Consider the following 24,584-nt stretch of genomic DNA (forward strand, 5'->3'; position numbering starts at 1 on the left):
ATGCGACCTTTGCGAGCGCTCGGTTTAGGTTAGCAGTGCTACATTCTCATACAGTGCCGCGATCGCTTGACCAAAATTAATGCTATCAAACCTCACTTCTTCGCCGTCCCGATATACAAATGGCACCCATTCTCCTTCAGAATTGCGATAAAAACGTTCTACCGTTCTCTGATATTGATTAACAAGGACATATTCTTGCAAAGTTTCTAGAGTCTTGTAGTCGGCAAATTTATCTCCTCGATCGAAGGCTTCCGTCTGGCGGGATAGCACTTCAATAATTAGCCTGGGATAGCGAATAAAACTTTCCGATGATGTTCTGTCCCGTTCATCGCAAGTCACAGCAACATCAGCATAGTAAAAAGTGTTCGCAGCTTCAATTCTGACCTTCATATCAGTTGAGTAAACGATACAGCCAGTCGCTCTCAGGTGGTTATTCAGCAGGGTGACCAAATTTCCCGTAATGATGACATGAGCTTTACTTGCTCCTGCCATTGCATAAATATGGCCTTGAATATATTCATGCTTAATTGTGCTAATTTCCTCAAGCTCTAAATACTCTTCTGGCGAAAAGTAAGGATAGCTTTTACTCACGATCGTTGTACTAGCTCCTTATTTTTATACCGACATTCAAGAAGGCGATCGCTTACTCTTTCAGCTTCCTCTGCTGCTGGGTTTCATCGTTTTCATAAACCAAACCATTAAATCCCCTGGCTGAGAGCAAAGCGCCTCATATGGATTCCGGTTGTATCGGAATTACAGCTGTTTTCAATGGGGTGCAACACAGTTATTGTAGGGGCACGGCACCAATAAGCTTTGCTGGTAACGAGAAGGTTTTTTGCCGTTCCCTACAACCAATTTAATCATTTGCTCTCCTTCTGAGTAGATTCCTTTTGCTGTTGTTGGCTTTGATACTCTTGAACACCTTTCTCAATCAGCTTACCCGCCAACCAAGACACAGACCGTTCTTCTTTAAGGGCCCATTCTTCTAATGCTTTGGCTATTTCCGGAAGAACGTAACTGGTTACCCGTGCAAGACAAAACTTACTCAAATCGAGCATTGCGCTTAATTTGACGTTTGCTTCCTGCTTCAACCTTGGGAGTCGGCTCCAACAGTCCACAGGCGTAAATTCCGCGCTTGCCGCACGTACTCTATCTTTTGGGGCATTTTCTAGGTTTTGAGCCGCATTTAAATCGCGCTCGATAGAAACGCCACACTTGTTGCATCTATAAACGCGCTCTTTCAAGGGCATCGGCTGAACGTTGCCGCAGTAAGAGCATGTTTTGGACGAGGGAAACCATCTATCAACCAGTTCTACTTTAGTGCCAAAAAATGACGCCTTGTACACCAGCATTCTGCGGAAATCATAGAATCCCAAGCTTGAAATAGCTTCAGCCAGTTTCTGGTTAGCTATCATGCCTTGAATATTCAGATCCTCTATCCGAATGCTGTAATATTTAAGGCTTATATCAGTTGTGACCTTTTGCAAAAAGTCTCGTCTGATATTAGCAATCCGAGCGTGCTTCTTGGCTAGTCTTTGGTAGTATTTCAAGGCATTGTTTGATGATTTTATCCCTTGAGTGCGATTGCCTGCCTGCTTGTTCCGGTTGCGCCACATATCTTTACTTAGCTTGGTTTTCACTTTTTTCAGAGATGGCGGCGCAACGATCTTGGAACCATCTGACAAGGTAGCAAAGCATTTAACCCCCAAGTCAATGCCAACTGATTGAACCGGATGTATAACTGGTGGAAGTTTGTCAACATCTAGTGCGAATGAAACAAACCATCTGTCGGCTACCCTCGTTAGAGTAAATGTTTGGCTTGAACATAAAAATGGGATTGGTTGTTTTAGCCTGAATTGTCCTAGACTAGGGATATTTATCTTCTTGCCTGGGCAAAGTACCTGACGGTTCGTAAATGGAACCATCGGTTCACCCTTGGCGGGATACACTCCTGCCTTTTTTAAGACGGTAAAACTGTCACCTCGTTTTTTTGACTTGAATTTAGGAAAGCCAGAAGTACCTTTGCGCCATCGATCAACACCTTTGGCTAAGTTTCTTAATGCTGATGAATAGATAGCTGATGAATATTGCTTCATCCAAGCGTATTGGGGCAAGGTTTTGACGTGGTTTGTAAAAACCTTTTCGATTTCAGTTAAGCGCTTTGAGTCACTAGCTTTAACGCCCTCGAATCCCCAGGAAGAGGTAAGCAATGATAGGCCAAAGTTGTAAACTAAGCGGCTAAAACCAGCGCAACCGGCTAGGAATGACCTCTCAAAGTTGTTAAGTTTTAACTCCAACTTCAGGCTGTACATCGTTGTTGCTTTAATAGCGCGAGTGGGCGAGAGCGAAATGCTCAGGATTAAGCGAGATAAGTAGATAATTCGCTACTTGGTGCTACGTCTGAGGTTTTTTGGTGGCACGCTTGTATGTTTTTGGTAATTTTACACGATCAGCCACTGGCAGTGAAGGCAAAGTGAGATGGTCAACTCTTACTGGATTTATTTGATTCGTCTGTTTTTGCTTTACGCTGCGAGAGCCAGTCTTGGATCAGTTCGCATACAACCTGACTCATATTTACCCCTTCGAGTACGCAAGTGGACTTGAACTCTTTTTTCAAGTCTGTGGGAATAACGACGTGCATAGTAGTTTCTTTAGTCATGTCCAAATTTTTACATAAAGACATGGCTGCACGTGTTTGCGTTTCCATATTTCCATGTTACCATAAGTTCATTGCAAAACCAAACCCCCACCGCGATGACGCCAATCAAGACAAGGTAGGGGCAAAGGATACCTATTCAGAGGTAAGTTTTATGATAATAACACCAAAGTCAGTCCCGGAACTGCTGCGGGAAAGCATTCCCGATGTCCCTCCAGGCAAATACCCGATCCGCTTGCTTGCTTGCGGCGTTCCCAAGGGCGTAGAAAGCGTCGTGCGTCAACTGTATGTAGTGCGCTTTGCAGAGGTTGAGGAATGGAGTCCGCCTTTACCTTCGCCTGTCAGGGGTGAGGTGATTCGGATTTTAACTCGTTATTGGGTTGAGTGATGATGGGGAGCGATCGCATTTTGGTGGGAGGGAGTGCGATCGCTCACTAGCTTGAAATTTGTAAACTAGGAAAAGCAGGAAATCTGCGCTTCTTTGTCATGCCCAAAAAAATCCGCGAGCTGAAACAAATGCTGCGCCGAGTAGGTTTTAGCGAACTTCCAGGTAAAGGGAGTCATAGTAACTGGGTACATCCACTTTATGCTGGCAAGCTAACGATTTCTGGAAAAGATGGAGCAGACGCGAAACCATATCAAGAAAAGGAAGTTCAAAAAGCTATTGAAGAAGTAGAAAGGAACGAAGAAAATGAATAAAATTAAGTATCCAATGATGATTCAATGGTCTGAAGAAGATGATTGCTTCTTGGTAGGGTTCCCTGATTTTCCGGGACAATGTTGGCGGACTCATGGAGATACCTACGAATTGGCAGTCAAAAATGGAATTGAAGCATTAGAGTCGCTGATTATTGCCTACGAAGCTGCGGGAGATCCGCTTCCAGAACCAACAACAGTGTCTCACGTCGCGTGATTGGAGATGCGATTCGCTGACGCGATAGCTTCGCTTCACGCGCCAGCAACTTGCTACTATTTAATGCGATATACCTCTCTTCCGCTACGGGATCGCATTCTGACTTAAGTAGAGATAGCAGCTATCTTTTTAACGATTTTATATTCTTTGTTAACGTTTGAGTACTGCTCTAAGTTTTCACCACCAAGCCAAGTTCTCACAAGGTCTACTAACTCTTCTATCGATTCAACTGTAATTCTAGCAACAGCATTATCCCATTCACTCTCATCCTGCCAGTCTTCTAGATCGATTTTTATGCCATCATCTGTATCAATCCAGACATGTCTTTGTGGATAAATGCTACTTTGGAATGACAAAGTGCATAAAGATACTTCGGCGCGATCGCTTTCGTTTGCTTCTGGTATTTTTTTGGCGATCGTTTGCCTAATTTTTTCTGTTAGTTCATCCTTTTGGTTGATGCTGTAAGTCATAATTTCACCTTTTTTGGAACTTATCGCGATTATCTGTTAGTAGCTTGCGAATGTTTACGCTTCCTACTTTTCCCATTTTTACAGCTTCTTCGACCGACATCACTTTGGCTTCTTCAGGAAGCACTGCATTGATACTCCCCCTGGGAAATTTACCTATATACTCCTGAACGGTGAGATAGCGATTCTCGTAAAGTTGACGAGTTGTAGAAGAATTTGAACTTAATTTACGTTCTCTAGACCAATCCTCAAAATCTTCGCCTGGTTTCTCATCTGTCATGATGCTAATACTTCACTGAGGATGACAACGGACAGATTGGGAACATTACGAAATCCAGTGTCATTGGTTATAAACAGCGTACAGCCTTGACTTAAAGCCGTAGCACCATGAATAGCATCGGGTGTTCTTAAGTTAGTCGTAGCCCTTAGCTGAGCAGCATTTTTCAGGATTGTTTGGCTGATAGGAACTAAGCTAACTTGTGATGAAAGCAGTTGTTCGTAAGTATCGACCAAAAGATTGTTTCCATTCCTCAATGGTACAACTAGGCATTCCATTAATGTTAGTTCGCTACTGACAATACTAATCTCATTAGCCTGAAGTTTCGCCCACAGAGGTTGAAGCAATTGCCAGTAATCGGGATTGAACTCGACGCTATAGATAACAATTGCCGTGTCTACATAGATTACAGCAGAGGATGGAATGTTTAGCTGTCCCATGAATCTCTTTCCCGTCGCAAGTCCCGCTCGATTTCTTCAACAGTTCTAAACGGGCCGTGCTTGTGAATTTCTTCCAATATTTCTAGAACATTTCTTTTTTTAGACTGTTTTTTTTCAGGTATAATCACAAAAACTTCCACCTCTTCGCCGACTGAACCAGGTGGTAGTTGAATTTCAACTTTGTCACCCGGCAGAACTTTGGTGGTAATTCGTAAAGCTGCTTGCATGATTCCTCCTATTTTCCAGATTTTACTTTTAGTTTAGCCCAGAAGCGATATGCCGACCTCACACTGCGCGTGAAGCGGAAGCTTCGCGTTCCCGAAGGGTAGCTATCGCTCCCAGAATCCCATCTATTTAGGTTAGTTGAAATACTTGAATCATAATTGCATTCAACAGTTGCACCTGTTGAGTTCCTAACATACCCAAGCGTCTAACAATTAACTGGCGATTCAAGGTGGTAATTCGAGTCACACGCACTTTAGATGAGACTCGCAATCCCGTGCCTTGAAACTCGGTATCAGTATCATTGATAGCAAATTCATCGCTTGTCAAATTGCTAACATTTTGAGATGAAATAAAACAGATAGTAACTTCATTAATCGTTGGTGATGACCAGAGGACAACAGCAGGACGTAGTTTTGTTTGACTCAGATCGGTGAATGGGAATTGCTCCAGAACAATATCACCTTTACTCAGAGTAATTAGACAGGTTCTCCATCTTCAAGCGTGTAAAGATCGGGTTCATCGTGGAGAAAGTCAAAAGCTCCACCACTCTCAGCCAGGTGCATGAGTTCGGGAGTGGAAGGATAGGGGAGATTGCCAAATAATTTGACTTGGAGTAAAGCTTGCTCTGCGGCGGAAAGCGAACGAATAATTTGCACTAGAGAATCAACCAGTTGGATATTTACGGCTTCAGTTGTTTTTAATTCATTCATTTTTTAACTCCTAATTAACCCATAAAGACGTGCCATTGATTATGCTTCCTCATGCTTTTGAATTGCTGCTTCAATTTCCTCGGGGTAAGTTTCAGCATAAGTCCAGGCATTTGCTAAGTCAGCAGCAGATAAAGTTGGATAGTTATCTAAGATTTTGGCTTCATTCATACCTGAACGACGATAACTTACCAGTAACCAAACGGGAATACGAGTTTCTCTAATACAGGCGTCTCCTCCCATGACACCGGGAGTTTTGTTAATTTCTTGCCAAGCGTTCGCAAGATTTTGGGATAATATGATGTCCGTTGAATTGCCCATAATAAAAAAACCTCACAGAGTCGTTGCGTAGGGACACGGCATCATAGATATCTCGGACAAACAGATGGCGTTGATCGTGCCGTGTCCCGGCTTCTGATTATGGGTAATCGACCGGACATGATATAATAGCTGGATGATTTCAGCTTTCTCTGCTGGCGTCAAGGAAAGCAATCGGGCTTTTAATTCTGTGAGGGTCATTGGTGCTATTTGATTTGTGAATTAGAGAATATCTACGATTGATTACATTTTAGCCTTGTGGAGGATGCGATTCTTGGAGCGATAGCTAAGCGCATCTTCTAGTCGCAAGCTTCCGCTTCACGCGCCAGCAACTTGCGACTAGAAGATGCGATATGCCGACCGCACGTTGCGCGATATGCCGACCGCACGCTGCGCGATCGCACTCTCAATCCCATCACCCCATCTTTTCCTCTCTATATGTCTCACGAGATCGTTTCAAATAGAGAACGGGGTAGCCCAGACTGCCGGATAATTGACATTAAAGTTCCGCTGCGTATTTCTGCATAATTTGGAACTACAACAGTAACCGTTGTGTTTTCTGTTTGCTGTTGCATAATAATGTGGCTACGGCTTTGCCTAACTTGAACAAAGTCGTGTTGCTCTAAAATAGAGCAAACTTCTCGTGCTGAGAGAACTCGTAGTTTACCCAACAGACACCTCTAATCGAGTAATAAACACTTCATTCTTTAAACGTCTTTCAATTTCTGACGGATCGGCAACTTCAAAGAATAGCTCTAAAGCTTCAATTAAATTGGAGCGTGCTTGTTCAACGGTGTCTCCCTGACTGGCGATATCCAGTTCCGGGCAAAGTGCGACGTATCCATCATTTTCCCGTTCGATGATTGCCGTGAATTGTCGAATATTGCTCATATCATGAATTAGAGAATATCTACGATTGATTACATTTTAGCCTTGTGGAGGATGCGATCGCGCCATTACTTGCGACTATTAGATGCGATCGCGCTGTTTTCATCACCTCATGCTTTCAACGGATTTGGCAACTGTCCAACTTCCACGCTCACCGTATCAAAGCGATTATCGCCAGGACGATAGGAAAGTAGCTCTAAACCAATTGGTTCACCACTGGTAGCGTCTTTAATCAGAATAATTCCATCTGCCAATTCAGTGCAGATTTGCTCTTTTCTGGGAGCTTGCCAAAAGACTGTGAGCAGTTCCATTTCAGGTTCGTAAAAAACCTTTACTTGAGCCATTAATTCATCCGATATATTGACTTCTATGATTGATTACATTTTAGCCTTGTGTAGGGGGATGCGATTCGCGCCCAAGGATAGCTTCGCTTCACGCGCCAGCAACTTGCACCTGAAAGCGATATGCCAAGGGCTAGCTGCGCGAACGCACTCCTCCCCATCACCTAATCTTCCACCGCCCCTAAAGCTTTGAGCGTCGCTTTCTCAGCATCCGTTAAACCCGTCACACCCGCGATATTCATCCCCCTTTTGTTGTATCATTTTCTCACCAGTTTTCTAACACCAAACCTGGAATGCGCGATAATTCTCTCACATTATTAGTTACCAAGGTTAATCCAAGAGAGATCGCCTGTGCTGCAATCAGCATATCCATTGAGCCAATGACGATGCCCTGACGCTCCAGTTCGGCGCGAATTTGTCCGTAAGTTTGAGTTGCAGTTTGATCGAAAGGGACAATCGTTAAAGGAGACAAAAACGGGAGCATGTCAACTTTGTAGTAGCCGACACCCGCGCATGGTGTCGCTACACAAACAAAGCCTGCTTTGGCAGGCTTTAAAAGCTTTAGCCCGCTCTGGCGGGCTTCGTTTGTATAGCCGCACCATGCGCGGGTGTCGGCGTAAATTTACAAACCTGACATGCTCCCGACAGAAACTGACTAAGAGCAGCTCGATTTTGTTCTTGTCGCTGACTTTTGTAAACGCCATATTCGAGTTCTGCTACAGTAATTGAGGAGATACCAACCTCTGATGGTTCAAGGGTACGAAATTTCTCCAATACCAGGGGCGGCTTTTGTTTGATGATGTAGATGCAGATGTTTGTATCCAGCAAGAATCTCATTCTAAAGACTCCCTAACTTCTAAAGCGGGTTGTTCTCTAGATGCCATAAAGTCGTCAGAAAATAGTTGCAAGCTGTCGAATAAGAGTCGCCAGGGGTTAGCATCTAAATTTTGATAACGATGCTTTACCGATGCAATAAAATCCGCCACTTGCTTCAATTGTTCGTCATTCAGGCTATCTAATTCCTGTTTAATAAATTCTCGATTCACAACCATTTCCATCTTCCCCTTTTTAATTTTTAATCTTCCTAGTCACCAACATTTTAGCCTGGTGGAGGATGCGATTCGCTGACGCGATAGCTTCGCTTCACGCGCGAGTGCGATCGCGCCAGCAACTAGATAACTTCAAACAGAGAACGGGGTAGCCCAGACTGCCGGATAATTGACATTAAAGTTCCGGTGCGTATTTCTGCATAATTAGGAACCACAACAGATCTCGTTGTTTCCTCCGTTCGCTGCTGCATGATAATGTGGCTACCGCGTTGCCTAGCTTCAACAAAGCCGTGTTGCTCTAAAATGGAGCAAACTTCTCGTGCTGACAGAACTCGTAGTTTACCCAACAGACACCTCTAATCGAGTAATAAACACTTCATTGTTTAAACGTCTTTCAATTTCTGAAGGATCGGCAACTTCAAAGAATAGCTCTAAAGCTTCGATTAAATTCGCTCGTGCTTGTTCAACCGTGTCTCCCTGACTGGCAATATCCAGTTCTGGGCAAAGTGCGACGTATCCATCATTTTCGCGTTCGATGATTGCTGTGAATTGACGAATATTGCTCATACTATTAATTAGAGAATATCTAGGATTGATTACATTTTAGCCTTGTGTAGGATGCGATTCGCTGACGCGATAGCTTCGCTTCACGCGCCAACAACTTGCGACTGGAAGGCGATCGCACTCCTCCCCATCACCTACTCTTCCACGGCATCTCATGCTTTGAGCTTGGCTTTCTGGGGTTCCGTTAAACCCGCGTCCCTACTCTTCATGCTGAATCGGAAGTTATACAATAAAAAAAGCAGAATCTTTAGGAGTTGCAATCATTCCGACAGTAGCACAACTATTACAGTGTTTTATTTTGTGTCAACGGCTAACGATGATGTATAGACCTATTTATCTTGTACGTTTAGATGAACGTACAAGTGAGGTAGTCATCATAGCTGGGGACGAAACCCAGATAGCAATTGAGCCAGATGGTAAATGGACATACAAAGCATGAAACCTAATTTTGCAGCAATGAGTCTTAAAGAGCTACGAGCATATATGCTTGAGCATCGAGATGATAATGAGGCTTTTTATGCGTACATGGACAGATCTAAGGCAGAAGAAAACTGGATAAAAATGCCACCTCTCAAGTCAATTGATGACCTTGATAATTATCCTGAATTTCTCCAAGCAATAGGTAAAGAACCAGGAAAAAAATGATTGCATTTTAGCTAGTGGAGGATGCGATCGCGCTCCGCGATCGCGCCAGCGGAACGCGCCAGCAACTAGATAACTTCAAACAGAGAACGGGGTAGCCCAGACTGCCGGATAATTGACATTAAAGTTCCGGTGCGTATTTCTGCATAATTAGGAACCACAACAGATCTCGTTGTTTCCTCCGTTCGCTGCTGCATGATAATGTGGCTACCGCGTTGCCTAGCTTCAACAAAGCCCTGTTGCTCTAAAATGGAGCAAACTTATCGTGCTGACAGAACTCGTAGTTTACCCAACAGACACATCTAGTCGAGTAATAAATACTTCATTATTCAAACGTCTTTCAATTTCTGAAGGATCGGCAACTTCAAAGAATAACTCTAAAGCCTCGATTAAATTCGCTCGTGCTTGTTCAACGGTGTCTCCCTGACTGGCAATATCCAGTTCTGGGCAAAGTGCGACGTATCCATCATTTTCCCGTTCGATGATTGCTGTAAATTGTCGAATATTGCTCATATCATGAATTAGAGAATATTTACGATTGATTACATTTTAGCCTTGTGGAGGATGCGATTCGCTGACGCGATAGCTTCGCTTCACGCGCCAGCAACTTGCGACTTGTAGCAGCGAGAGATCGCACTCCTCCCCATCACCCATTCTTCCACCGCACCTAATGCTTTGAGCATCGCTTTCTGGGCATCTGTTAAACCCTTAACGCCTGTTTTTGATATCCTACTCTGGCTCCACCCAAGGAATGTCTAAACGTCTGAAATCTCGGTCAAAAGAAACTACCGATCCTCCTTCTCTACGGGCAACTTCTGCAAGGTAGGCATCAATAAAATCTACATTTGCAGTTGCCATGCGATCGATAGCTGCTACCACTTGTTCAGACTCTTCTAAAAAGACTCCTTCCGCTATCACCAACGGTAACAAAACTTCAGCAATTTGGTTGCGAGGATAGCGGTAAAATGAACCTAATACCCAAACTACCTCTGCCACTACGATGGGTGAAAGTCTGAGGATAACTTCTCCTCTTTCAGCTTGTTGCATCAGCCTCAGAGCGCGTTGGGCTAGCTCCGGAGGCTCTCCGGTGAGAAATCGCAGGAGGACATTAGCATCTACCCATAAGTCAGTCATGATTATTCAGTAGGGAGTATTTGTTGAGCCAGAACATTTGCAACAATCTGACGAATTGCTTCCTTTCCTGGATAGGGTTCAGTTGCAGGTAATGCACCATAGAATTCGCTGAGCCGTTTCTTGACAAATCTGTGGCTTGGTTGAGGTTTTTCTGGCAGAATGACAAAGACTTCAACTTCTTCACCTACAGAGCCAGGTGGCACTTGAATTTCAAGTTTATCTCCTGGAAGAATCTTGGTTGTAATCCGTATTGCTGATTGCATACTTTCTCCTTTTTAATACCATGAATTAGAGAAGATCTACGATTGATTATATTTTAGCTAGTGGAGGATGCGATCGCGCCAGCAACTTGCACCTGAAGGCGATCGCGCTAACAACTTGCACCTGAAGGCGATCGCACTCCTCCCCATCACCTAATCTTCCACCGCCCCTAAAGCTTTGAGCGTCGCTTTCTCAGCTTCGGTTAAACCCATCACACCCGCGATATTCATGCCTTCATAAGGTCTTTCAGGTCTGAGCGTGTTGAGGCACTCTCCGGTTTTAATATCCCACAGCTTAATGGTTCCATCTTCGCTCCCACTAGCTAAAATTTGTCCATCCGGATTAAAGGTAATGGATACAACCCAATTAATGTGTCCCTCCAAGGTTTTGAGGTACTGACAAGTATGGGCATTCCATAATTTTATTGTCCTGTCGTCGCTGCTACTAGCTAGGATTTGACCATTCGGACTAAAAGCAATTGACCTTACCCGAAGGCTATGCGCCTGCAAGGTTTTAAGGCACTGACCAGTATGAATATTCCACAGTTTTACTGTCCCGTCATCGTTCCCACTGGCTAAAGTTTGATTGTCAGGATTGAAATCAACTGACCATACTTTATTAACGTGTTCATGCAAGGTTTTGAGGCACTGACCAGTATGGACATCCCAAAGTTTTACTGTCCCGTCTTCGCTTCCACTAGCTAGTATTTGTCCATCAGGAGTGAAAGTGACAGACCTTACCCAACTGCTATGTCCTGGCAAAGTTTGAAGGCACTCACCAGTAGAGACATTCCACAACTTTACTGTCTTGTCATAACCGCTAGCCAGGGTTTGACTATCAGAACTGAAAGCAACTGGTAATACCCAACTGCTGTATCCTTGTAAAGTTTTGAGGTACTCACCAGTATGGACATCCCAAAGTCTTACTGTCTGGTCGCTCTTCCCACTACTCCCACTAGCCAAGATTTGTCCGTCAGGACTGAAAGTAATGGATGTTACCCAGCTAGTATGCCCTTGTAAAGTTTTGAAGCATTTACCCGTGCTTACGCTCCATAGCCTCACTATTGCGTCATTACTGCCACTGGCTAACATGTGACCATCAGGACTAAAAGCAACGGATACTACCAGATGATGGTAACCCTGCAAAGTTTTGACACATTGACCCGTATGAACGTCCCACAATCGCACTGTTTGGTCATCTCCACCACTGGCTATCATTTGACCATCGGGACTAAAGGTGACTGACCGTACCCAGTTAGTATGTCCTTGCAAATTTTTCAGGCATGTACCAGTACGTATATCCCAGAGTCGCACTGTTTGATCCCTGCCACCACTGGCTAGTATCTGAGCATCAGGACTAAAGGTGACTGACCGTACCGTATTAGTATGCCCTTGCAAAGCTTTAAGGCATTCCCCTGTATGTACATCCCAGAGTCGCACTGTTTGATCCTTGCCACCACTGGCTATCGTGTGACCATCAGGGCTGAAGCTGACTGACCGCACATTTTCGGTGTGACCCTGCAAAATTCGGAGGCATTCACCATCTTGGACATTCCATAGTCGCACCGTTAAATCATGACTACCACTGACTAGGGTTTGACTGTCGGGACTGAAGGTGACAGCCCCTACCTCAGCAGTATGTCCCTGTAAGGTTTTAAGACATTGAGCAGTGTGTATATCCCACAACATCACTGTTTGGTCATCACTCCCACTAGCTAGCAGGTAACCATCAGGACTGAAAGCAACCGACTGTATCAGCTTCGTGTGACCCCGCAAAGTTTGAAGACGTTGACCAGTTTGGACATCCCATAACATCACTGTTTGGTCATCACTCCCACTAACTAACATCCGACCATCAGGACTAAAAGCAACTGAACGCACCCAATTAATATGTCCCCTAAAGATAAAAAGTCGTTCGCTATCTGCAACTCTCCACAAGTGAACTTCACCGTTAGCATCCCCTGTAGCCAAGACCGTTCCGTCTGGACTGAATGCCACCGACAAAACAGTACCTAAAACTTCCGTAAAAACAGAATCAGTCAGATTCGCTTCTATAAAATTGACGCGGCGCAGACTAGCATTAGAAAAATCAGCCCCTAAAATTACAGCACGGGAGAGATTTCTATCTTCCAACGCTGCTTTATCAGCTTTCACTAACAAAGTCGCTGCATTTCCTCCAACATAACCCACCTCATTTTCTGTTTTGCTCCTTGTCGCTTCTAGAATTTCAAAGAGTAGCGACTTAGCCCCCCTTTGCAAGGGGGGTTGGGGGGATCTCTCTTCTCCAGCATCGTGAAGATCCCCCCCTGCCCCCCTTATCAAGGGGGGAGTTGTATTCAGCATCGGCAATAACAAATCCATCACTGCTTTTGCCAGCGTTACTTGTCCAAAACTATGGCGAAGCTGCGCTAAATCTTCGCTGGTAAATGCCTTTAAAGGCGCAATAGGCACAATATTACCCGCCCCATCTATCTGACGGCGAAAATAAGATGACCAAGTGTAATTCTGAGGTGCAGCACTAGCATCTAAATAAGATTGTGCTTGAGCCAATTCGATAAAATTATCCGCCAACACTCCCAATTCTGCCGCAAACTTATAAGCGACAAAAAACTCTAACAGCGAACGATGCGCGGGAGTATAATCCCCATCTGAATTGCGGCTCAGCATTGTCTGACCCATCATGTCATAATGCCAGTGGTCTAAGTCTTTTTCCTCCTGGACAACGGAACCGAAGAGGCGACGAATGCGGTCGGGAAATAGTCGATAATTGATGCTCATTTGGTCGGTAGAGAGCATTTCCCAGGACAATTCGCACAGGAAATATAGCTTATCTGCTAACGAGGTGAACGTGCGATCGCTTTTAATATCCCTCTCCATCTTCCGTCGCACTGCATACAGATAAACCCGCGACATATCCACAGGTTTCCCGGCTTTAATATCGGGCAATGCTTCTAAAATTAAATCGGTCATCACCGGACGACGGGCTAAATCCAATAATGCCGGATTTCCCATCACTTGTTCTACTGTCGCGGGTTCGGTTTGTAACGATAACACTTGCCGAATTTGGTCGTCGTTGAATTTCTCTAATTCCAATACTTCAAATTGCGGCGTTTCTCCCGTTAAAGCTTTAGTTGATGCCTGCAATTCCGCATTAAGTAAAGCCCGCCCTTCTTTCGCTTCTGGGAAGTGTTCGGTGCGACAAGTCAGGATAACTTTTGCACCGGGAACTACTATCTTGGCTAATTCCCAAAAGTTATTAATCATCTCTTGGCGGTCTACCCTCGCTGCCATTTCGTCAAAACCATCGAAAATTAACAGCAATTTCCCCATGCGGTTGAGTTGTTCAAAAGCTGAATATCCGGCTAAAGGAATCTCGTGCTTTCTAAAGAAAAACTCGGAAAATAAAGACTCCACACTCACCGCTTTGGCATAATCGCGCAGGGGAATAACTAAAGGTAAGCGAGGACGTTCGATGCCGCGTTTTTGGGCATCTCGATAGCGTTGCAATGCTGTCCAAGCATAGTGGAAGGCAAACCAGGTTTTTCCTGTGCCAAATTCGCCTAAAATTGAGATATGTTCTTTGGCAGGATCATCAATCCAAAGGTCGATATAACCGTCTATCCAGCCATCTCTTTCGTCGTAGCGACTGACGGCAATTTTTCGCCCCGTTACTGGATCGAGTTCTTCTTTTGTACAGGCAAGAGGGACGTATTTAGTTTCAATATGGCGGGATTTTATTTCAGTTTCTAGCCAATTGAGATAACCGCTAAAATCGGCATCTTGGTCTAATAATTCGTCAAATGTATAGCATCCCAAGTGACGATTTTCTGCTTTTTCAACTTCATCTCGCGCCGCCCGACTGATGCGACGGGCAGTCACTAACCATCCTTCATCGGTTCTTTGTTTTTCCACTACATCGCGCAATGCTGCTATATCTTTGAGTCCCACTTCGCCTTCAATTCCGCGTACTAAAATGCGGTCGTAGCGATTCCTTCTGACTGGAATGTTGATAATATATTCAAAATAGTTATCTTGCCAATTTTCATATTTTTCAAACCGATATCCTAAAGTTTCAAACCAACCTTTAATTTGTTGAGCTAAAGCAAAAGCCTTACAATTATTTTCCTGTAGAGACGTTGCCTGCAACGTCTCTACAGCAGCGGGAAGTGCGGGATAATTTTGACCTGCGAGGCGCGCCATTTCGGTGCGAATTCCCTCTAGGGTGGGGAGTCTATCTAGGCGTTCTTGGAGGGTTGCTATAGTTCTGTGTAAGGAACCAATTTGTTGATTGGTTAAAACTTCTTTCGGCGTGCGGGTACGTTTGGCGACTTCGATATAAACGGCAGCAAAGGCGATAAATTCTCGTCGGATGTCAATACCTAAATTGCGAATTTCATCGCCTAATTCATAAGTATCTAGAAATTCAGTACAAGCTTTTTCTAAAATGGCGAAATTATACGCATCAAATGCTTCGCGAAATGCCTTTTGAATTTCGTTTTTTCGGAATAGTTCTAAAAGGGGTTTGGGTTTGCCAACGCCGTATTCTACTAAGGCGTAGACGTAAACGGCGCTAAAATCTGAGGGCGGATGTTCGGGGTCGAGGTTAAATTGTTTTAATAATTTGATGACGGTTTCGTTGCGTTGAAGTTTTTCTTTTAGTACGGCGGTGGGACTGGCGACGCCGGTAATAGCACTAATTATCGCTTCGAGGTTGATGGGAATCATGGAGTTGCAGGAGCGAACGGGAATCTATTTCTACGCTAACCTCTCGCTTACACCAGTTACCAGCGACCCAGTGTGTCGAGGCGGATTTGGTATGAATCGGCTTCTTGAGTGACATTACGTAAGTAAACAAGTAACTTTCAGTACTATTACTATGGTTGGATATGGTGATGTGGCTGGCGATCTCGCTCTCAATTCCCATGACAATCAGAGCGATAACCGTTCCGTAATTTTACATAAATGCCACGTGTTTACACTGAAAAAAGGTCGATCGAACTGAGGCGATACGGATTGGGAAAAACGGCTTAAATCCTTGCTGTATAAGAGTTTATGCATATTAACTAGAAAATATAACGGCTGTGGGTGGCTCAGATTTACCAGCTTGTTTACTCTAACTTTACATTGGCAAAGCGTACTGTAGAGTTTTAATCAAGATCCAAGCGAGTGGCTTGCAATACTGAGAGAAAAAAAGTAAATTTACTACATAAACGAATTTTGACGCGAGCGCAACGAAACCCAGAGCTGCCTAGAAACACAAGTCTTAGCGACTTGTATGGTATGCGATCGCACCCGATCAAACCTTTTAAACTACGGCGATGCACCTTGCATCCCGTCTACTGCACAACATGACCTCTTGCAGAAGGACTCTGCAACAAATCTTTGCTGTCAACGTTCGCCCAATTGGGAGAGAGAAATTCCATGTTTGCGATCAAAAAGTTCGCTCTTGCTGCTGCTGGAACCGCAATGGTAGCTTTTGGTTCAATCGGAGAGGCTCAAGCCATTTCCTTCAGCGAACCGCCTGATGCGGGTCAAACCCTTGGCACTGCTCGCGTTCTCACAGGTACACCCGGCACCTCCATCACCAGCATTTCTGGTCGCTTGGGTGGAGCAGCTGACTTGTTCCAGTTTTACTCCCCTGGAGGCTTGTTTTCAGCTACAACGGTTGATCAGCCTGGAACGCTTGGCGATACGCAACTGTTTCTGTTTAACTCGGCTGGTTTTGGCTTGCTGGCAAACGACGATGCTTCTGGAACAAGGCGTTCTACGATCTCAACCACACTCTCAGCAGGCTTATACTTCTTAGGGATTTCCAGCTACGACTATGACCCAGTAAGCCGCGGTCTTGGTTTCCGTTTAAGAGAGATTTTCCCAGATCCGCCCTACGCTGAACTCAACGCGCCAACGGGTCCTGGTGGCTCTCGACCGCTGGAAACTTGGAGGGGAGAGATTTACGGCAGCGGAACTTACAGAATTGCTCTGAGTGGCGCCCAAGTCGTTGGCGTTCCCGAACCTGCTTCTGTGATGGGTTTGTTGGCTTTTGGTGCTTTGGGTGCTGCTTCTTTCCGCAAGCGCCAACAGTCAAAACAGGCTGTAATACCCGTCGAAAGCTAAATAACGTAAGTTGCTAGTTATAAACTTTGGCGTTGCTAATGGCTAATTGCTAATTGCTAATATAGGATTTTTACCAATCTCGCCATTAGCCATTAGCCATTAGCCGCTCATCGAGAGATAACTAGCAACTTGAGTTAAATAACGTAAGTTGCTAGTTATAAACAAGGGCATTGCTAATTGCTAATTGCCAGCTTGCTAATATAGGATTTTTACCAATCTCGCCATTAGCCATTAGCCGCTCCCAGAGAGATAACTAGCAACTTGAGTTAGTTAGATCGCTTTTGGACTGGTAATAGGTAATGGGTAATGGGTAATCGGTAATTGTGCAGACGGCAAAAGCATTTTAATCCAATTACCAATTACAGTGGGTTTCAATTGGGTGCAACACAACATTGTAGTAGGGAACATCCTACAACCTTTGAGCTGGCGACAAAACTTACTGATGTTCCCTACCCCCCATTGCTCTCAGGACTTACGCAAGGGCGTTGCCAGAAACCCGGTTTCAGAGTCGATCTCTCGAAACCAAACCAACGATTTTTCGGATCACCAAAGTTTCTTTGCGTAAGTCCTGGATCTGACTGAAAATGTCTGTGAAACGCTTTGATTGTTTGTAAAACCCACACCGTAACGCATCAAAAGAAAAAACTGAGATCTTGCACCAGTCTCTAAGGGAGGCAGAGCCTCTAGATTATCGTTCCCAGGCAAGAGCCTGGGAACGAGATCAGAGAGGCTCTGCCTCTAAGCTAACTGCTGATTTAATCATTCGTCTAGGTTTTCCTGAAATTTATAGGACTTACGCCAGGGCGTTGCCATCACCTTAGTTTCTTTGCGTATTATTCTTTTTTACCCAATAACCAATAAGTCAACATTTCTCCGCGACCTTTAATAAAAACATTTCCTCGCGGCTGCAATATATATTTATCTTTCAATAGTTCGTAGGTGGCGGCGGTGAGTTGAATTTTTCCTGCCATGCCTTCTGATTCCATGCGGCTGGCAATATTAACTGTATCGCCCCATAAATCGTAGCTAAATTTTTTCTTACCAATCACACCGGCTACTACATCGCCGGTATTGATACCGATGCGAAGTTGAAAGGGTTTTTTTACATCTTTTTGAAAGTTGACAATAGCTTGCTGCATTGCTAATGCCATATCGGCGACGGCTTCGGCATGATTGGTGCGGGGGGTGGGTAAGCCTCCCACTGCCATATAGGCATCCCCAATTGTTTTGATTTTCTCTAAATTATATTGCTCGACTAGGCGATCGAAGGCGGAGAAAATTTCGTCCAGTAAATTAACCAGTTGGGTGGGTGTAATTTTGGCAGCAAGTGAAGTGAAATCAACTAAATCGGCAAATAAAACCGTCACCGCGTCGAAGCGATCTGCGATCGCTGTTTCATTCCGTTTCAACCGTTCGGCTATGGGTTGGGGTAAAATGTTGAGCAGCAACCGTTCTGCTTTCAGGCGTTCGCGCCGCAGTTCTTCTTCAGCTTGCTTGCGCGCGGTAATATCTTTGACAGTACCTTCGTAGAATAGCAAATTGCCATTCCCGTCTTTGACTGCACGCACGTCTTCGGATATCCAAATAATGCTGCCATCTTGGCGGTAAATTTGGGATTCAAAATCCGATACGGTGTCGTATTGCTCGACAAAGGCGGCGAATTCATATCGGCGTCCGGGGTGGACGTATACTTGTTGATTGATGTCTACGATCGCAGCTATCATTTCTTCCGGAGAAGCGTAACCATAAATTCTCGCCAAGGCTTGGTTTACTCTTAAAAAACGTCCGTCCGGCGTACTTTGAAAAATGCCGTCAACCGAATTTTCAAACATGCTGCGGTATCGCTCTTCTAATTGCTTGCGTTCAACCAGTGCTTGTTGCAGGCGCATGTTTTGTTCTGCGAGTCTTTTTTGCAAGTTTCTCAGTTGCAATTGTTGCTCGACTCGTACTAATACTTCCTCTACATGAAACGGTTTGGTAATGTAGTCTGCACCCCCAATACCAAAAGCTTTAACTTTGTCTATAACCCGATCGACTGCACTGATGAATATGACTGGAATGTCGCGAGTTACGGCATTTACTTTCAGGTGCGTGCAGACTTGATAGCCATCCATTTCTGGCATCAAAATATCGAGTAAAATCAAATCAGGAACAAAATATTTAATACTTTCTATAGCGATTTTACCGCTAATTGCGCTGCGAACTTTGTACCCTTGCTGAATCAGCGTTGCCGATAGCAAGCGCAGATTATCGGGGGTATCGTCAATAATTAAGATATTGACTCTTCCATCATTTTTTAGCTTAAATCCTAATCGCTCAAAAATTTGCCGCTCTATTTTATTTCGCTGTAAAATCGCCTTCGCTCCTTGATAACTCAAATTTTGATGGGATAACACCAACTGTTCTAATTCAAGGGTGGCGGCATTAATTTGCTGGTTTCTTAAATACAAACTTTCTAAAACTGCATCTAAATCGCTCACCCTATCGGCGACGTCAGCGCTTATAACAATTAATCTATCTAAATTGAGCAGGAGTAATTTTTGCAGGTAGTAGGCGATCGCCGGAGAAAGTAAAAGCCGATTTTCTGGGTGTAAATTCGCCACATCTAATCCCATTTGAGCAAAATTTAATCCAAGTTCCCGCGTGGGAGAAAGAATGCCGTCAAAAATTAAGGTTGATAGTTTTGGTAGTTGGGGGCGATATGCCGACCGCACGCAATCGCGTTCGCTACTCACCATTTTCATCGGGTTTAATTAAATTCATCACAAGATCAAACCGAAAGTTAATTAACAAATTTTTTATCATCTCGTACAAGTCGGGGTAGTCTTTTGCAATTTGATCGAGCAGTTCCATGCATCCTTCCTCGTTGAGCAGCAAGGCTGCATCGTATAGCTCGGTTTTCCATTGGGTGGGCATCGCTGACAGAGAAGCTGCGAGATTTTCTCTTGCAGTTTGTTCTACTATACCAGCAGATTTATTCCCATTTTCCTCAGAGCGAGCAAGCTTTGGACTCAATGGGTTTTGTGAGTAGACATATTGTACCCCAAGATGTTCGGCTATCTTGGCGAACAGTTCTGACTCCCGGAAAGGTTTCTGCACGCAGTCATTGCAACCAGCTGCCAAAATCGCCGGTTTATTATCAAACACACTCGCGGTTAAAGCGACAATCTCTGTCTTTTGTCCGGCGGCAGTGGCTTTAATTTGCCGAGTTGCTTCGTAACCATCCATCACTGGCATCCGCATGTCCATCAAAATTAAATCGGGATGCCAGCTTTCCCACATGACGATGGCTACTTGACCGTTTTCGGCTGCGCGCACCTCAAAGCCCACCAATGAAAGTAACTGTACTAAAAATAAACGATTTTCCGCCACATCCTCAACTACAAGAATGCGATACTTGGGTTGATTCGGAGCCAAACCGATTACTTTTAATGCGTCGATTGGATCGGCTTGTTCGGCAAATTCTCTGATGCTGACGGGAAGAACTAATTGAAAGATGCTACCCTGACCTACAGTACTTTTAACGGTCATTTCACCCCCCATTAATTGCGCGAGTTGATAACTAATTGCCAATCCGAGTCCAGTGCCTTGCTGAGATTTCACACCGGCTTCGGTTTGCACAAATGTGGCAAATAATTTTTCGATTTCCTTTGGGGCAATACCGGGTCCAGTGTCTTCAACTTCAAAGAATAATTGGGAATTTGTAAAACGAAAAGGAATTGGTAATTGGGAATTGTGATTTTCTTTTCCCTTACCGATTTTGGCGCGGAGCGTTACGCTACCTTTTTCGGTAAACTTAACGGCATTGCCCAGTAAGTTAATTAAAATTTGACTTAGTTTTCCCTCGTCTGTTTCTACGTATCGGGGCAAGTCACTAGCCAAATCGCAAATCAGTTGCAATCCTTTTGATGTGGCTCTGAGTTGAAACATTTCTTGCCAGGTTTGCAGCAAGTTGTACAGGTCAACTTGGCTGAGATTGACTGCGGCTTTGCCTGCTTCAATTTTGGAGATTTCCAGAATATCGTTGATTAAGTTGAGCAAATGGTTGCCGCTGCGGTTGATGATGCCTATTTGCTCTCTGTACTGCGGTTGTAGTTCTAGCTCTCGACTCAATAATTGACTAAATCCCAGAATGGCATTCAGGGGGGTTCGTAGTTCGTGGCTCATGTTTGCTAGAAAAGCACTTTTGGCGCGGTTGGCTGCTTCGGCTGCTTGTTTTGCTTTCTCCAGGGCGATATTTTTTTCTAGCAGTTCTTGGGTGCGCTGTTGCACTTTTTGTTCTAAGGTTTGGGCGTAGTTTTCTAACTCTTGGTGGGATAATTGTAGCTGTTTCCATAGTAGGTAGCCGCGACTTGCCAGTCCGGCGCCGATCAGTGCTAAAAAGGGCGAGGCGGCGACGATCCACCAACCAGCTAAAAATAATAGGTAGGCGCTGCCAAACAAACTACCGATGGCGGCGGGGATGGTAATAATTGCCCAGCGTGGGGTGCGCACGCTCCATCCCAACGCACCTCCCAAACTCGACCAAAAGCCTATCCACAGCCATTCCAGGGGTTCTCCAATGCCTCTGAGCAGTTGTCTGCCATCCAAGGCAGCACTGACGATCTGACTGGCAAGGTTGGCGTGGATTTCTACCCCAGACCAAGCCGTGGGAATATTGTTTGTGTAGGGGGTGTAGAAGCGATCGCCCAAACTTTCCGCTGTCGATCCGATCGCCACAATCCGTCCCCGCATCAAATTCGCCGGTATTCGATCCTCCAGTACGTCAGTGAGCGAAATTTTCGGAAATCCCGTTTGCAATCTCTGAAAGTTAGATAGTATTTGATATCCGCCTACATCCACGCGCACGTAACCGCCAGCGTTTTTTTCCAGGGGCAAAAACTTCGCTTGACCTAGCTTGAGACTTCTGGTGTTGCCATTAGTTTGAAGTCCAATATTTTCTTCTTGTAAATAAGTTAATGCCAGCTTGGTTCCCAAGGTCAACATCGTTTTACCTCTGCTTTCGCGCAGCGATAATAGGTGACGGCGGACTTTGCCATCCGCATCTACTACTAAGTCGCTGGCGGCGACCAGAGAGCGATCTCGCAGCACCGGCGGCGGGTCAACCACTGGTCCGCTGGCATCGCCGACCACCTTTTTAACCCCAATTAAATTAGGCGTAGAACCAAAGATTTTGAGTAATTCGGAGTGTCCGGGTTCTACCGGCAGATTGCGATACAAGTCTAACCCAATCGCTCGAGGTTGCTGCTGTTTCACTTTTTCCAACACTTTTGCTAAAGTCTCATCAGACATAGGCCAGCGTCCCAAGCGCGAAATATCTGATTCGTCAATCGTGACGATGACGACGCGGGGTTCTCCAGATTCTAACGGACGCAGGCGAAACCATCGATCTAAAATCGCCCATTCAAGCAACTGCAACGCTCCAGACCATTGCAGTGCCAACACTGCTCCCGTTACCCCAATAACTGTAATCCCGATGCCTCGCCGTTGCAAAATTTGCCTAAACAGCCTTTTCATCTTCCCTTTTTATCTCTAGGTTAAAACCAGACCCCTTGAGGTCTGGTTCAATATTATTTAGCCGTCAGCAGCTTAAATAGCCATCTCGCAGCTGGCGCTGCCTTCTTGTATTTGTTCAATGAAAAATTAAGCAAATCTAGCCAAATATGCTATAATATTAACACATTTTTTTAATTAAAATCAGATTATTAGAGCCACAGCTGATTAAAAAAACTCTTTCATTTTGGATAAAAATAGATTTTTGGCGCTCTAGGGGCAAAAAATCTTTACAACCGATATAATTCCGAGAGCGGACTCGCTCTGATTAGGAGCCACAAGCAAATGGAAAATTTTCCCATTATGAATAAAATCTTGGTCATAAAGAGTTTCAAAAATTGGCGATTTTGGGTTATAATACCATGCTTTTTAGCTCTAATTCTAGGGAATCCGATTCCCACTTTAGCTTCTATTCACGGTTATCCCGAATCGCCGACTCAAACCATGTATCGCTCTGTTCAAAGCTTTCGGGATGCTTCCCATAAAGCTTGGCAAGTCGTCGTGTATAAGCGCGTTAAGTCGGGGATGGTGGATTCGATCCATCTGCGCTTGGTTGGCTTTCCCGGAATGGTCGAGTTATCGCACCCAAAAAACTTACAAATTACGGCAGGAACTGGGGAAGTTTGGCAAGCTAAAGATGCATTCGATGAATTATCTTTACCCGCTAATGTTGGCGAGTATGCTAATTGCTGGTTAATTGCTAATTGCGATCGGGTCGTAATGTAGCATTTTTCCTGAGACTAGCCATTAGCCATTAGCTATTAGCCATTTGAGTTGTTAGTCAGTTGTCAATGATGCAATTTACTAAAGAAGAACTTACTTTTGCGATCGCAGCCTTAAGTGGTATCAAGTGCTGCGCTTCTACATTTATCACCCAGATCGAGGATGCGGTCACGAAGTGTGGCGTCAGCCGTATCGCTAACCAACCAGATTACGGCTGCGATCCAGAAACCTTACTCGAAAAGCTCGAATCCTGTTCTTTTGAAGAAAAAGATCAGCTTTTCTCCAAAATAGAAGCAATCTGCAAAACACCCGGAGCTTCCCTCCCCAATGAAGCCGAATTGAAAGCCGCAGGACTCCTATAGAAAACCCAACCGTATTGAGGTAAACCCTACTTGATAGGTTGGGTTTACCCAATTGCTTTTTTATCTGTTCCCTTATACTTCCTAATCCCCTATTTCCTAACCCAAAAATTAGGGTGAATACGAATAACTCGGTAGGGTTCTCTTTACTGTCAGTCGAATTGAGTTATTGGCATTATAAAAAGGTAAGCAACTCCAGCGTAACACCGCAGCTAACCCAAAAATTCAGAGATTCAAATCGAGGCAATTGTTACTATGATGATTCGCTATTGGCATCCAGGCATTGAAATTGAAAACGTCCGTCGTCAACTCGATAAAATGTTCGATCAATTCGCTTTAAATGCTCAGAATACTCCTTCTACCTGGCAGCCAGCTATTGAATTAATCGATGCGGGTGATAACCTGATTCTGAAAGCTCAACTGCCGGGTATTGAAGGTAAAGATGTTGAGATTCAAGTAACCCAAAAAGCAGTTGCCATCGTTGGGGAATATCGCACCGAACAAAGAGAAGGCGCTAGACAGCTGCACTCAGAGTTTCGCTACGGCAAGTTCCAAGGAGTTCTGCAATTACCTTACCCGATTCAAAATGACCAAGTGAAAGTTGATTTCACCAATGGTATTTTGACCCTAACCTTGCCCAAAGTTGTCGAAGTTCGCAACAAAGTGGTCAAGATTAACTTAGGAGAAACTGCCCCTGAAGCAGCTAACTAAATTGTTTTCATCTCCCGCCATTGGTGGGGGATGAAACTTTATTTCACAGGAATCAACATTGTCGGGACACGGCATTCCACCAACTTTGCCCTGAGGGACAAAATTTATTGATGCCATGTCCCTACGCCATACCAACTGGGTGCAACACAACATTGTCGGGACACGGCATTCCACCAACTTTGCCCTGAGGGACAAAATTTATTGATGCCGTGTCCCTACGCCATACCAACTGGGTGCAACACA

At 44.6% G+C, this 24,584-nt stretch carries 35 protein-coding genes and 1 pseudogene; 10 read left to right on the forward strand and 26 right to left on the reverse strand.

What is annotated here, in order from left to right; translation table 11 throughout:
* Window positions 1-24: 24 nt before the first annotated feature.
* The 3 genes from MiSe_RS21595 to MiSe_RS21605 all read right to left on the reverse strand — a co-directional run bounded on the left by MiSe_RS21595 (window position 25) and on the right by MiSe_RS21605 (window position 2,659).
* Complete coding sequence (locus MiSe_RS21595) at window positions 25-591, reverse strand: Uma2 family endonuclease (protein ID WP_373872832.1); 567 nt, start codon at window positions 589-591, stop codon at window positions 25-27.
* A gap of 269 nt (window positions 592-860) precedes the next feature.
* Window positions 861-2,312, reverse strand: a complete 1,452-nt coding sequence (locus tag MiSe_RS21600; RefSeq protein WP_264196632.1) for an RNA-guided endonuclease TnpB family protein — start codon at window positions 2,310-2,312, stop codon at window positions 861-863.
* 170 nt (window positions 2,313-2,482) lie between these two features.
* Window positions 2,483-2,659 carry a hypothetical protein gene (locus tag MiSe_RS21605; protein WP_226584807.1) on the reverse strand — a complete coding sequence of 59 codons (177 nt, stop codon included), beginning with the start codon at window positions 2,657-2,659 and terminating at the stop codon, window positions 2,483-2,485.
* A 151-nt stretch (window positions 2,660-2,810) separates the two neighbouring features.
* On the opposite strand from MiSe_RS21605, the gene MiSe_RS21610 reads away from it, so the two are divergent.
* The 3 genes from MiSe_RS21610 to MiSe_RS21620 all read left to right on the forward strand — a co-directional run bounded on the left by MiSe_RS21610 (window position 2,811) and on the right by MiSe_RS21620 (window position 3,569).
* Window positions 2,811-3,044 (forward strand): hypothetical protein, encoded by a 234-nt coding sequence (locus MiSe_RS21610; protein WP_226584808.1) that lies wholly within the window; start codon window positions 2,811-2,813, stop codon window positions 3,042-3,044.
* 98 nt (window positions 3,045-3,142) lie between these two features.
* Entirely contained in the window at window positions 3,143-3,355 is a 213-nt protein-coding gene (locus tag MiSe_RS21615; protein WP_226584809.1) for a type II toxin-antitoxin system HicA family toxin, read from the forward strand.
* Complete coding sequence (locus tag MiSe_RS21620) at window positions 3,348-3,569, forward strand: type II toxin-antitoxin system HicB family antitoxin (RefSeq protein WP_226584810.1); 222 nt, start codon at window positions 3,348-3,350, stop codon at window positions 3,567-3,569. Before MiSe_RS21615 ends, MiSe_RS21620 begins: the two co-directional genes overlap by 8 nt.
* Before the next feature lie 104 nt (window positions 3,570-3,673).
* On the opposite strand, the gene MiSe_RS21625 is transcribed toward MiSe_RS21620, so the two are convergent.
* The 16 genes and pseudogenes from MiSe_RS21625 to MiSe_RS21700 all read right to left on the reverse strand — a co-directional run bounded on the left by MiSe_RS21625 (window position 3,674) and on the right by MiSe_RS21700 (window position 8,848).
* Window positions 3,674-4,039, reverse strand: coding sequence for a hypothetical protein (locus MiSe_RS21625; RefSeq protein ID WP_226584811.1), 366 nt, complete (start codon window positions 4,037-4,039; stop codon window positions 3,674-3,676).
* Window positions 4,040-4,043: 4 nt separating this feature from the next.
* A complete protein-coding gene (locus MiSe_RS21630; protein ID WP_226584813.1) occupies window positions 4,044-4,316 on the reverse strand; it encodes a hypothetical protein in 273 nt (90 codons plus the stop codon).
* Complete coding sequence (locus MiSe_RS21635; protein WP_226584815.1) at window positions 4,313-4,753, reverse strand: type II toxin-antitoxin system VapC family toxin; 441 nt, start codon at window positions 4,751-4,753, stop codon at window positions 4,313-4,315. The genes MiSe_RS21630 and MiSe_RS21635 overlap by 4 nt, the downstream gene beginning before the upstream one ends.
* Window positions 4,741-4,980, reverse strand: coding sequence for a hypothetical protein (locus MiSe_RS21640; RefSeq protein WP_226584817.1), 240 nt, complete (start codon window positions 4,978-4,980; stop codon window positions 4,741-4,743). The genes MiSe_RS21635 and MiSe_RS21640 overlap by 13 nt, the downstream gene beginning before the upstream one ends.
* A 127-nt stretch (window positions 4,981-5,107) precedes the next feature.
* Window positions 5,108-5,455, reverse strand: a complete 348-nt coding sequence (locus tag MiSe_RS21645; RefSeq protein WP_307731494.1) for a type II toxin-antitoxin system PemK/MazF family toxin — start codon at window positions 5,453-5,455, stop codon at window positions 5,108-5,110.
* Window positions 5,455-5,688 (reverse strand): hypothetical protein, encoded by a 234-nt coding sequence (locus tag MiSe_RS21650; RefSeq protein WP_226584819.1) that lies wholly within the window; start codon window positions 5,686-5,688, stop codon window positions 5,455-5,457. The genes MiSe_RS21645 and MiSe_RS21650 overlap by 1 nt, the downstream gene beginning before the upstream one ends.
* A 39-nt stretch (window positions 5,689-5,727) precedes the next feature.
* Window positions 5,728-6,006, reverse strand: coding sequence for a DUF433 domain-containing protein (locus MiSe_RS21655; RefSeq protein WP_226584821.1), 279 nt, complete (start codon window positions 6,004-6,006; stop codon window positions 5,728-5,730).
* Window positions 6,007-6,018: 12 nt separating this feature from the next.
* Complete coding sequence (locus tag MiSe_RS21660; RefSeq protein ID WP_226584824.1) at window positions 6,019-6,204, reverse strand: hypothetical protein; 186 nt, start codon at window positions 6,202-6,204, stop codon at window positions 6,019-6,021.
* A gap of 242 nt (window positions 6,205-6,446) precedes the next feature.
* On the reverse strand, window positions 6,447-6,674 hold the full coding sequence (locus tag MiSe_RS21665) for a type II toxin-antitoxin system HicA family toxin (protein ID WP_226584825.1): 228 nt from the start codon (window positions 6,672-6,674) through the stop codon (window positions 6,447-6,449).
* Window positions 6,667-6,894 (reverse strand): type II toxin-antitoxin system HicB family antitoxin, encoded by a 228-nt coding sequence (locus MiSe_RS21670; RefSeq protein ID WP_226584826.1) that lies wholly within the window; start codon window positions 6,892-6,894, stop codon window positions 6,667-6,669. Before MiSe_RS21670 ends, MiSe_RS21665 begins: the two co-directional genes overlap by 8 nt.
* Window positions 6,895-7,001: 107 nt before the next feature.
* The gene (locus MiSe_RS21675) at window positions 7,002-7,235 is read right to left on the reverse strand and encodes a hypothetical protein (protein ID WP_226584828.1); all 234 of its coding nucleotides are present in this window, start codon (window positions 7,233-7,235) and stop codon (window positions 7,002-7,004) included.
* A 262-nt stretch (window positions 7,236-7,497) separates the two neighbouring features.
* A pseudogene (locus tag MiSe_RS21680) lies at window positions 7,498-7,698 on the reverse strand (PIN domain-containing protein); the annotation flags it as partial.
* 95 nt (window positions 7,699-7,793) lie between these two features.
* Entirely contained in the window at window positions 7,794-8,069 is a 276-nt protein-coding gene (locus MiSe_RS21685; protein ID WP_226584830.1) for a type II toxin-antitoxin system VapC family toxin, read from the reverse strand.
* The gene (locus MiSe_RS21690; RefSeq protein ID WP_226584831.1) at window positions 8,066-8,284 is read right to left on the reverse strand and encodes an AbrB/MazE/SpoVT family DNA-binding domain-containing protein; all 219 of its coding nucleotides are present in this window, start codon (window positions 8,282-8,284) and stop codon (window positions 8,066-8,068) included. Before MiSe_RS21690 ends, MiSe_RS21685 begins: the two co-directional genes overlap by 4 nt.
* Before the next feature lie 119 nt (window positions 8,285-8,403).
* Complete coding sequence (locus tag MiSe_RS21695) at window positions 8,404-8,628, reverse strand: type II toxin-antitoxin system HicA family toxin (protein ID WP_226584832.1); 225 nt, start codon at window positions 8,626-8,628, stop codon at window positions 8,404-8,406.
* Complete coding sequence (locus MiSe_RS21700) at window positions 8,621-8,848, reverse strand: type II toxin-antitoxin system HicB family antitoxin (RefSeq protein WP_226584833.1); 228 nt, start codon at window positions 8,846-8,848, stop codon at window positions 8,621-8,623. The genes MiSe_RS21695 and MiSe_RS21700 overlap by 8 nt, the downstream gene beginning before the upstream one ends.
* A gap of 51 nt (window positions 8,849-8,899) precedes the next feature.
* Between MiSe_RS21700 and MiSe_RS21705 the strand changes: the two genes are divergently transcribed.
* The 3 genes from MiSe_RS21705 to MiSe_RS21710 are packed head-to-tail and all read left to right on the forward strand — an operon-like array spanning window position 8,900 to window position 9,490.
* Window positions 8,900-9,172, forward strand: coding sequence for a hypothetical protein (locus MiSe_RS21705; protein WP_226584834.1), 273 nt, complete (start codon window positions 8,900-8,902; stop codon window positions 9,170-9,172).
* Window positions 9,165-9,284 carry a DUF6888 family protein gene (locus MiSe_RS52815; RefSeq protein WP_373872834.1) on the forward strand — a complete coding sequence of 40 codons (120 nt, stop codon included), beginning with the start codon at window positions 9,165-9,167 and terminating at the stop codon, window positions 9,282-9,284. Before MiSe_RS21705 ends, MiSe_RS52815 begins: the two co-directional genes overlap by 8 nt.
* Window positions 9,281-9,490: a DUF6887 family protein gene (locus tag MiSe_RS21710; RefSeq protein WP_226584835.1), complete on the forward strand. Its 210-nt coding sequence runs from the start codon at window positions 9,281-9,283 to the stop codon at window positions 9,488-9,490. Before MiSe_RS52815 ends, MiSe_RS21710 begins: the two co-directional genes overlap by 4 nt.
* A gap of 65 nt (window positions 9,491-9,555) precedes the next feature.
* On the opposite strand, the gene MiSe_RS21715 is transcribed toward MiSe_RS21710, so the two are convergent.
* The 5 genes from MiSe_RS21715 to MiSe_RS21735 form a co-directional block, all read right to left on the reverse strand.
* A complete protein-coding gene (locus MiSe_RS21715; protein WP_226584859.1) occupies window positions 9,556-9,738 on the reverse strand; it encodes a type II toxin-antitoxin system HicA family toxin in 183 nt (60 codons plus the stop codon).
* Window positions 9,739-9,772: 34 nt separating this feature from the next.
* Window positions 9,773-10,000, reverse strand: a complete 228-nt coding sequence (locus MiSe_RS21720) for a type II toxin-antitoxin system HicB family antitoxin (RefSeq protein WP_226584837.1) — start codon at window positions 9,998-10,000, stop codon at window positions 9,773-9,775.
* Between the two features lie 216 nt (window positions 10,001-10,216).
* Window positions 10,217-10,621 (reverse strand): type II toxin-antitoxin system VapC family toxin, encoded by a 405-nt coding sequence (locus MiSe_RS21725; RefSeq protein WP_226584839.1) that lies wholly within the window; start codon window positions 10,619-10,621, stop codon window positions 10,217-10,219.
* Between the two features lie 2 nt (window positions 10,622-10,623).
* The gene (locus MiSe_RS21730) at window positions 10,624-10,884 is read right to left on the reverse strand and encodes a hypothetical protein (RefSeq protein ID WP_226584841.1); all 261 of its coding nucleotides are present in this window, start codon (window positions 10,882-10,884) and stop codon (window positions 10,624-10,626) included.
* Between the two features lie 150 nt (window positions 10,885-11,034).
* Window positions 11,035-15,606 (reverse strand): WD40 domain-containing protein, encoded by a 4,572-nt coding sequence (locus MiSe_RS21735; RefSeq protein ID WP_226584843.1) that lies wholly within the window; start codon window positions 15,604-15,606, stop codon window positions 11,035-11,037.
* A gap of 696 nt (window positions 15,607-16,302) precedes the next feature.
* On the opposite strand from MiSe_RS21735, the gene MiSe_RS21740 reads away from it, so the two are divergent.
* On the forward strand, window positions 16,303-16,995 hold the full coding sequence (locus MiSe_RS21740) for a PEP-CTERM sorting domain-containing protein (protein WP_226584845.1): 693 nt from the start codon (window positions 16,303-16,305) through the stop codon (window positions 16,993-16,995).
* A gap of 833 nt (window positions 16,996-17,828) precedes the next feature.
* Here the strand turns inward: MiSe_RS21740 and MiSe_RS21745 are convergent.
* The gene (locus tag MiSe_RS21745; RefSeq protein ID WP_226584847.1) at window positions 17,829-19,739 is read right to left on the reverse strand and encodes an adenylate/guanylate cyclase domain-containing protein; all 1,911 of its coding nucleotides are present in this window, start codon (window positions 19,737-19,739) and stop codon (window positions 17,829-17,831) included.
* A complete protein-coding gene (locus MiSe_RS21750; RefSeq protein ID WP_226584849.1) occupies window positions 19,723-22,512 on the reverse strand; it encodes a CHASE2 domain-containing protein in 2,790 nt (929 codons plus the stop codon). Before MiSe_RS21750 ends, MiSe_RS21745 begins: the two co-directional genes overlap by 17 nt.
* 321 nt (window positions 22,513-22,833) lie before the next feature.
* On the opposite strand from MiSe_RS21750, the gene MiSe_RS21755 reads away from it, so the two are divergent.
* The 3 genes from MiSe_RS21755 to MiSe_RS21765 all read left to right on the forward strand — a co-directional run bounded on the left by MiSe_RS21755 (window position 22,834) and on the right by MiSe_RS21765 (window position 24,341).
* A complete protein-coding gene (locus tag MiSe_RS21755) occupies window positions 22,834-23,274 on the forward strand; it encodes a DUF3122 domain-containing protein (RefSeq protein WP_226584851.1) in 441 nt (146 codons plus the stop codon).
* Window positions 23,275-23,339: 65 nt separating this feature from the next.
* The gene (locus tag MiSe_RS21760; RefSeq protein ID WP_226584853.1) at window positions 23,340-23,633 is read left to right on the forward strand and encodes a hypothetical protein; all 294 of its coding nucleotides are present in this window, start codon (window positions 23,340-23,342) and stop codon (window positions 23,631-23,633) included.
* 252 nt (window positions 23,634-23,885) lie between these two features.
* On the forward strand, window positions 23,886-24,341 hold the full coding sequence (locus MiSe_RS21765) for an Hsp20/alpha crystallin family protein (protein ID WP_226584855.1): 456 nt from the start codon (window positions 23,886-23,888) through the stop codon (window positions 24,339-24,341).
* Window positions 24,342-24,584: the final 243 nt, after the last annotated feature.

It is taken from the genome of Microseira wollei NIES-4236 (assembly GCF_020521235.1).
GTDB lineage: Bacteria > Cyanobacteriota > Cyanobacteriia > Cyanobacteriales > Aerosakkonemataceae > Microseira > Microseira wollei.